We start from the raw sequence: 6,119 nt of genomic DNA on the forward strand, positions 1-6,119 counted from the left end.
GTCCGCCGGTGAGGCGGAGGTCAGACGGCTGCTGTCGCAGCAGTCCTGTTGTGGAACGGGCAGACGAGCTGGTTGGTCCGGCCCTTGGTGAGGGCGCCGGCCGTACCGGCGGTTGCCCCGTTGCCGAGGAGCTGCAGGATCTCGGTGGACAGCAGATCCTGCTTGCCCTTGAGGGCGTCCGCCGTGGTCTGGTCGGCACAGAAGACCATTTCGGCGGCGATGTTGTCCTGAACGATGCGGGCCAGGTTGTCCAGGGCGGTGGCGACGGCGTCGGTGGGAATCTGGGCCGTCATCAGGTCGATGAGGTGGGTCTGGACCTTTTCCTGGTTCATGAAGTTCTTGATGATGATGCTGTTCTGGTTCAGCTCGTACGTCGTCCAGAGGGTCAGCACCACCACGTACAGGCCGCTCCAGGCGTCGTCCCCGACCTGCTGTCGCCAGCGCGTCATCAGGTTGCCGACCCCGGAGATCTGCATCTTGGAAGCCCAGTACATGTTGGTGCGAATACTGGGATAGACGCTGCCGGAGAAGTCCTCGTAGGACTTCATGTCGAATGCACGCGCCCGGACGGTGTGGGCGATGAACTCGTGTGCGGCTTCGAGGATTTTCGCGCAGGAGTCGTGCAGGTCGCCGGGAAGCCTGGCCTCCTCCAGCTGTCGCCGGGCGTTGTCCAGGGTGTTGCCGAAGTCCTGGAGCGGCGTAATCCAGGCGGTGTTCCGGGGGCCGGCGAACGCGACCATCTTGAGGTCGTGCGGGTCGATGTACTTGGCCTGGGAGGAAAGAATGTTGTTCGGGTCGAGGTAGGGGGCGAGGACGGAGAAGATCCCCAGCGGGACATGGGCGATGGACTTCGCCAGCTCGAAGATCTCGTCGACCGGTTGCAGCTGTTCGATCTTCTGCCCGTTGTCGACCAGTGTGTAGGTACCGCCTTGAGAGTCGTTCTGGACGATGATGACCGGACCCAGGTGCTGGGTCAGGTTGGCCTTGAGCGTGGCGTAGTTGCTGCGCATTCCGGCGTTGACGGCGCGCATGGCGTCGCGGGCCGCCTTCTGGCGGTCGGCGGCGGAATCGGCATGAGCGATTCCGGCGGTGCTGAAATTGCTGAGCGCGGCGGCGGCCCCGACGGCCGCAGCAGTTCCGAGAACTTCTCTTCGTGTGGCCATTCTCTGTCTTTCGGTCGCGATCCTGACGGTGAGTCGTCACCCGCTTGGAGCGGTTCGGGCAAGAAGGTATCGAGCCGACTGGCAAGAAGTGAACTATGCGATGCCACAGCGCTTTTGGTATCGGTATATGTAATCAAACCGAGGAATTGGCCATTCCGGAATCCTCACTTCCGGAGCAGTAGCTTCCGTATTGATCGGCGGAATTATGAACTCCAAGCAAAAAAGCCGCTGCGGAAGACGGGTGTGGGATTTGAAATCCCACGTCTTCCGCAGCGGCGATGTGAAAATGCCGTGTCAGTTCATGACGTCAACTCGGTGCCCCAGGCCATGGGGGCAGGTCGTCGGGTCAGCTCAGTGCGCCGGCCGTCGGTACGACGACGCCGTAGAGGTCCGCGATCGTCGCCAGAGCGCTGTGGTGCAACTGCTCGGCGGACACCTCGGCCACGTCGGTCTTGAGGGAGCGGGTGGCAGTGGCGTCGGCCACCACCGTGGCCCGGTTTCCGCGAAGGAACGCGCCCTGGGCGGTGAAGGTGACGCACATGTGGGTCATGAAGCCCGCCAGCACCAGGTTTTCGTTGCCGGCCTCGTCCACCAGCTCACCCAGGTTGGTGCCGTGGAAGGCATTGGGGACCTGCTTGGTGACGACCGTCTCGCCGTCGAGCGGGGCCACCTTCTTGTGGATCTGGCCGACTTCGGCGCTCAGGTCGTACGGGCTGCCCGCGCCGCCGTCGTGCTGGACGTGGATGACCTTGGCGCCTGCCTCGCGGGCCTTGGTGAGGAGCTCGGACGCGCGGTCGAGGGCGGTCTCCCAGCCCTCCAGCTCCATGACGCCCTGGGTGTAGGTGTTCTGGACGTCGATCAGTATCAGCGTCGAGTTCGCGAGGGACGCCGGAGTCTGGTCGAGGGAACTGAGGTCACGAAGGGTCTGCGAAGGCATTTCTGCCCTTTCTGAAGCTCGATGGAGGAAGGCCGTCCCGTGATGGCGGCAGCTCCCACGCTACGAACCCCGTGTCGTGGCGGCAATGTCATGTAGCTTGCAGATACAGACACCCAAGGGGAGGGGGATCCATTGGGCACCACCCAGCGCCTCATCGTCGTCGTGCTCTTCGACGGCGTCGACCTGCTCGATGTCACCGGACCGCCCGAGGTCTTCGCCCTCCTGCGACGGGAGACGGACGACGCGACCGGCTACCACGTCGTCCTGGCCGCGGAGTCGATGGACCCTGTCACCACCGGGGCGGGAGTCCGTGTCCTGCCCGACGTGACGTTCGAGGAGGTCTCCGGCAGCCGCATCGACACCCTCATGGTGCCCGGCTCCGTCGAGGTCGACGCCCAACGCCGGGTCCACGCCCTCACCGATCCGAACACCGTGCGCCGGGTGAAGGACCTTGCCGGCCACGCCGACCGCATCGCCTCCGTCTGTGTCGGCGCCCACCTTCTCGCAGCGGCCGGACTCCTCGACGGGAAGAGGGCCACCACGCACTGGTCCACCGCTCAGCAACTGACCGACGAGCACCCGTCGGTCGACGTGGACGCCGACCCGATCTTCATCCGCGACGGGAAGGTGTGGACCGGTGCCGGGATCACCGCGTGCCTGGACCTGTCGCTGGCCCTGGTCGCCGAGGATTTCGGTGAGCCGACAGCCCTGCGGGTCGCCCGTCAGCTGGTCATGTATCTCAAGCGCCCCAGCGGCCAGAGCCAGTTCAGCGTGCCCATCGAACCTCAGTCGACCACACGGCGCATGGACGAGCTGCGTCACCACGTCACCCGCAACCTCACGTCGTCCCTGACGGTGGCCGACCTTGCCGAACAGGCCAACGTCAGCGAACGTCAGCTCACCAGGATCTTCAAGACCGAACTCGGCATGACTCCGGCCGTCTACATCGAGTCGGCCCGCGTCGAAGCCGCCCGCAACCGACTGGAGACCACGGACGACACGCTCGAACGCGTCGCGTCAGCCTGCGGATTCGGCACCACCGACACCCTGATCAGGGCCTTCCGCAGGAAGCTCAACACGACCCCGACGGAGTACCGCAACCGGTTCCGCCACCTCTCGTAGCCGGACCACCACTGCCGGGTCCTCGGACGTGGTGAAGGTCTGCCGCAGGACATCGCGGGCCGCAGGGCTCCCGGCGACTGCGGCAACGGACATCATGCGATGAGGCGGTCGGCGTCGGAAAGCGCTGGGCCGGAGGCGGAGGACATGTCCGCCTGCATCCGATGACCTGCGGATCCCGGCGTTGCCGGCGGCGCACGTTCACCAGCGCACGGCGGTGAAGTCGATCGGCCGGGGGCGCAGCAGGCGGGTGCGTCCTGCCAGCGCTTGCAGGCGGACCGACATCTCGTCGGTCGTCAGACGGTGCCGGCCACCGTGGCCCGGGAGGACCCACTCGAATCGCAGCTGCCCGCTCGCCCTGTCCAGGGAGTGGGCCAACTCCTCGATGGAGTACCAGGTCACGCTGTCCGCGACTTCCAGATCGCCGGTCGTGCGCGACCAGTAGAAGTTGTCTCCGCTGAAGCAGTACCGGTCGTCCGCGAGATAGAGGACACTGCCCCGGGTGTGTCCGGGCAGGGGGTGGGCGGTGACCCCCTCGCCGATCTCGACGGGTTCGTGTCCGCGGATCACCCGGTCCGCGTCCGGCGCGGCATCGAGGTCGCCCTCGTGGATCCACAGCCGGGCGCCGAACCGGTCGGCGTAACGACGGCCGTGTGCGGCGTGATCGCGGTGGGTGAGCAGCACGTCCGTGACGGGGCCCGCTGCCGTGTATCGCTGGGCCAGCGCACGGCTGAACCGAGGGGTGTCGATCATCATGGCCGCGCCGGACGGCCGCAGCAGCAGGTAGGAGTTGGCTCCGGCGGTGTGCGTCGAGTTGTGGCCGCAAATCTGTACGGCGTCGTCGAGGGCCATCGGAAAGGGGTCGAGGGCCGGATCCACGTGCCCGGACGCCGGGCGGATGGACCGGGTGGGGCAGGCGAAGACGGCGGCGTGTAAGCGTCGTGTCTCCCCTTCGTTGTTCGGCGGCCGCAGGATCTTCGACCTTCCGTCGGACTCGACGATCAGGTCGGGTGCGAGCTGTCGTGCGACATCACAGTTGGTGCAGCGAGCGTCCACGTACCAGCTGTCCACCACAGGACTCCTTCCGAGGGGAGCGGCCCTGCGCGGGCCGCCGTGGCAAGGATCCGTCACAGGGATCCGGGTTCCGGGATCCGGGATACGTCGGAGGGAGCCGGGATCGGTGACAGGGTCCGGGATCCGGGACCCGCCAGGGGGACCCGGTTCCGGGATCCGCTACAGAGATATCCCGCGGGCAGAAGGAATCGGTAGGCCGCGCCGACCTTGTATTTCCGGCCCGGAGGCGCTCTTGCTGCAAGACAGGGCGGTTGACCTGGTGAAATGAGCGGGATCTGCGCCACAGGCGCTTTCTGTGAGCGTCTCACCCACGCGGGAAAACGTGCTCAGGGCGTGGCACCGAGGAGGTTGTCGTGGCCCCTGCCTGGTCTTCCTCCTCGTCGAGTCGTTCGACGAGGAGCATCGCCGCGTCGTCGGCCAGGTGGCCCCCGGTGTGGTGGACCAGTTCCTGATGCAGGCGTTCCAGGAACTCCGACGGAAGGCATGGGTGCACCGCCTCCATGGCCTCGGGCAGGGCGAAGAAATCGTTGTCCGGGCTGCGGGCCTCGATCACTCCGTCGGTGTGCAGCAGCAGGCGGTCACCGGGCGCAAACGGATAGTTCTCGACCTTGCCCAGGGGAAGAGTCATGAACTCCTCCAGGCCCAGAGGCGGCAGATCCGTGGTGGGCGCCAGGGCCTCGACCTTGCCCCGGCGCAGCACCAGCGGGGGCGGATGGCCGCGATTGACCACCTGGACCACGAAGTCGTCGGACACCTGAGCCACGATCACCGTCACGAAACTCTCGGTGTGGTCTTCGTCAGCGCCTTGGTGCACCGTGCTCGGCACTGCGCGCTCCCGATGGAGTGCAGCCGCGCAGTGGTTCACCACCTCCACCAGGTCGTCCTCGTAGTGGACGGCCTCCCGGAACGCCCCCAGCACGGCCGCGGCCAGCCGCACGGCCGGCAGCCCCTTGCCCCGGACGTCACCCACGATCATCCGCACCCCGTAGCGGGTTTGCGCCGCCTCGTACAGATCGCCGCCGATCTGCGCTCCCGTCTCGGCCGCGAGGTACATGCCGGCCATCTGCACCGGGCCCAGCCGGGCCGGCACCTGCCGCAGGAGAACGCGCTGAGCGGCCTCCGCGACCCGGCGCACCTGATCCAGTTCCATCCGTCTGCGCGTACGCATCGCATTACTGACGGCGACGCTGGCCACCGACACCATGAGCAGGGACAGCAGATTGCTGTAGACCTGGCCACCCCAACTGCGATGGATCGTGGCGGTGATCACGGTGACGGCGCAGGCTCCGGCCGCTGCCGAAAGAATGCCCTTCGGACCCATGGTCAGCGACGCCAGAGCCGGTGTTGCGGCGAGGATGGGGCCGGTCACCACTGCGTGTGCAGGTGAGAGCTCGATGACCAGTGCGAACAGCACGATCATGAACGGCACACACTGCCCGAGCCTGAACAGGCCCCGGCTGTGGCTGCCCGCTCCTGACGGGCCAGGTGGGCGGAAGGGCGACCGCATGGCTACAGCCTGACTCACCGAAGTCGAGTGTTCCACTCAACTCTCTGCGTCCCGCGAAGCGCGTCTTTGTGTCCTGCGAAGCGCGCGAGGCGGTGCTGCGCCGTCATTCCACCTGACCGGGCTTCCGGCGGATCTTCACAGGACCGAGGTCGTCGTTGCCCCGAGCCCGCGAGGAATCACCCTGCCCCGGGAGCGGTGGTCGCTCTGAGTGGTGCGGCGGTTGCCCAGGTGTGTCAGTAGGCGGAGTTGACGTTGTCGATGGAGCCGTAGCGGTGGGCGGCGTAGTTGGCTGCGGCGGTGATGTTGGCGACGGGGTCGG

The 6,119-nt window shown here is 66.7% G+C and carries 5 protein-coding genes; 1 reads left to right on the forward strand and 4 read right to left on the reverse strand.

Annotated elements, in window-relative coordinates; translation table 11 throughout:
* Positions 1-20 precede the first annotated feature (20 nt).
* Both ACFZCP_RS23305 and ACFZCP_RS23310 read right to left on the reverse strand, forming a co-directional pair.
* Positions 21-1,163 (reverse strand): hypothetical protein, encoded by a 1,143-nt coding sequence (locus ACFZCP_RS23305; RefSeq protein ID WP_391429542.1) that lies wholly within the window; start codon positions 1,161-1,163, stop codon positions 21-23.
* A gap of 346 nt (positions 1,164-1,509) precedes the next feature.
* Positions 1,510-2,100, reverse strand: coding sequence for an isochorismatase family protein (locus ACFZCP_RS23310; protein WP_391429544.1), 591 nt, complete (start codon positions 2,098-2,100; stop codon positions 1,510-1,512).
* A 132-nt stretch (positions 2,101-2,232) separates the two neighbouring features.
* On the opposite strand from ACFZCP_RS23310, the gene ACFZCP_RS23315 reads away from it, so the two are divergent.
* Positions 2,233-3,222, forward strand: coding sequence for a helix-turn-helix domain-containing protein (locus tag ACFZCP_RS23315; RefSeq protein ID WP_391429546.1), 990 nt, complete (start codon positions 2,233-2,235; stop codon positions 3,220-3,222).
* Between the two features lie 198 nt (positions 3,223-3,420).
* Here the strand turns inward: ACFZCP_RS23315 and ACFZCP_RS23320 are convergent, their stop codons facing one another.
* Positions 3,421-4,290, reverse strand: a complete 870-nt coding sequence (locus tag ACFZCP_RS23320) for a 4Fe-4S domain-containing protein (RefSeq protein WP_391429548.1) — start codon at positions 4,288-4,290, stop codon at positions 3,421-3,423.
* Between the two features lie 307 nt (positions 4,291-4,597).
* On the reverse strand, positions 4,598-5,713 hold the full coding sequence (locus tag ACFZCP_RS23325) for a SpoIIE family protein phosphatase (protein WP_391429550.1): 1,116 nt from the start codon (positions 5,711-5,713) through the stop codon (positions 4,598-4,600).
* Positions 5,714-6,119 lie beyond the last annotated feature (406 nt).

It is taken from the genome of Streptomyces sp. NPDC007971 (assembly GCF_042958635.1).
Lineage (GTDB): Bacteria > Actinomycetota > Actinomycetes > Streptomycetales > Streptomycetaceae > Streptomyces.

What these genes read in the sequence shown, in the direction of transcription:
- ACFZCP_RS23305 (WP_391429542.1), bottom strand. Translation starts at nt 1,163, where the DNA reads ATGGCCACACGAAGAGAAGTTCTCGGAACTGCTGCGGCCGTCGGGGCC.
- ACFZCP_RS23310 (WP_391429544.1), bottom strand. Translation starts at nt 2,100, where the DNA reads ATGCCTTCGCAGACCCTTCGTGACCTCAGTTCCCTCGACCAGACTCCG.
- ACFZCP_RS23325 (WP_391429550.1), bottom strand. Translation starts at nt 5,713, where the DNA reads ATGATCGTGCTGTTCGCACTGGTCATCGAGCTCTCACCTGCACACGCA.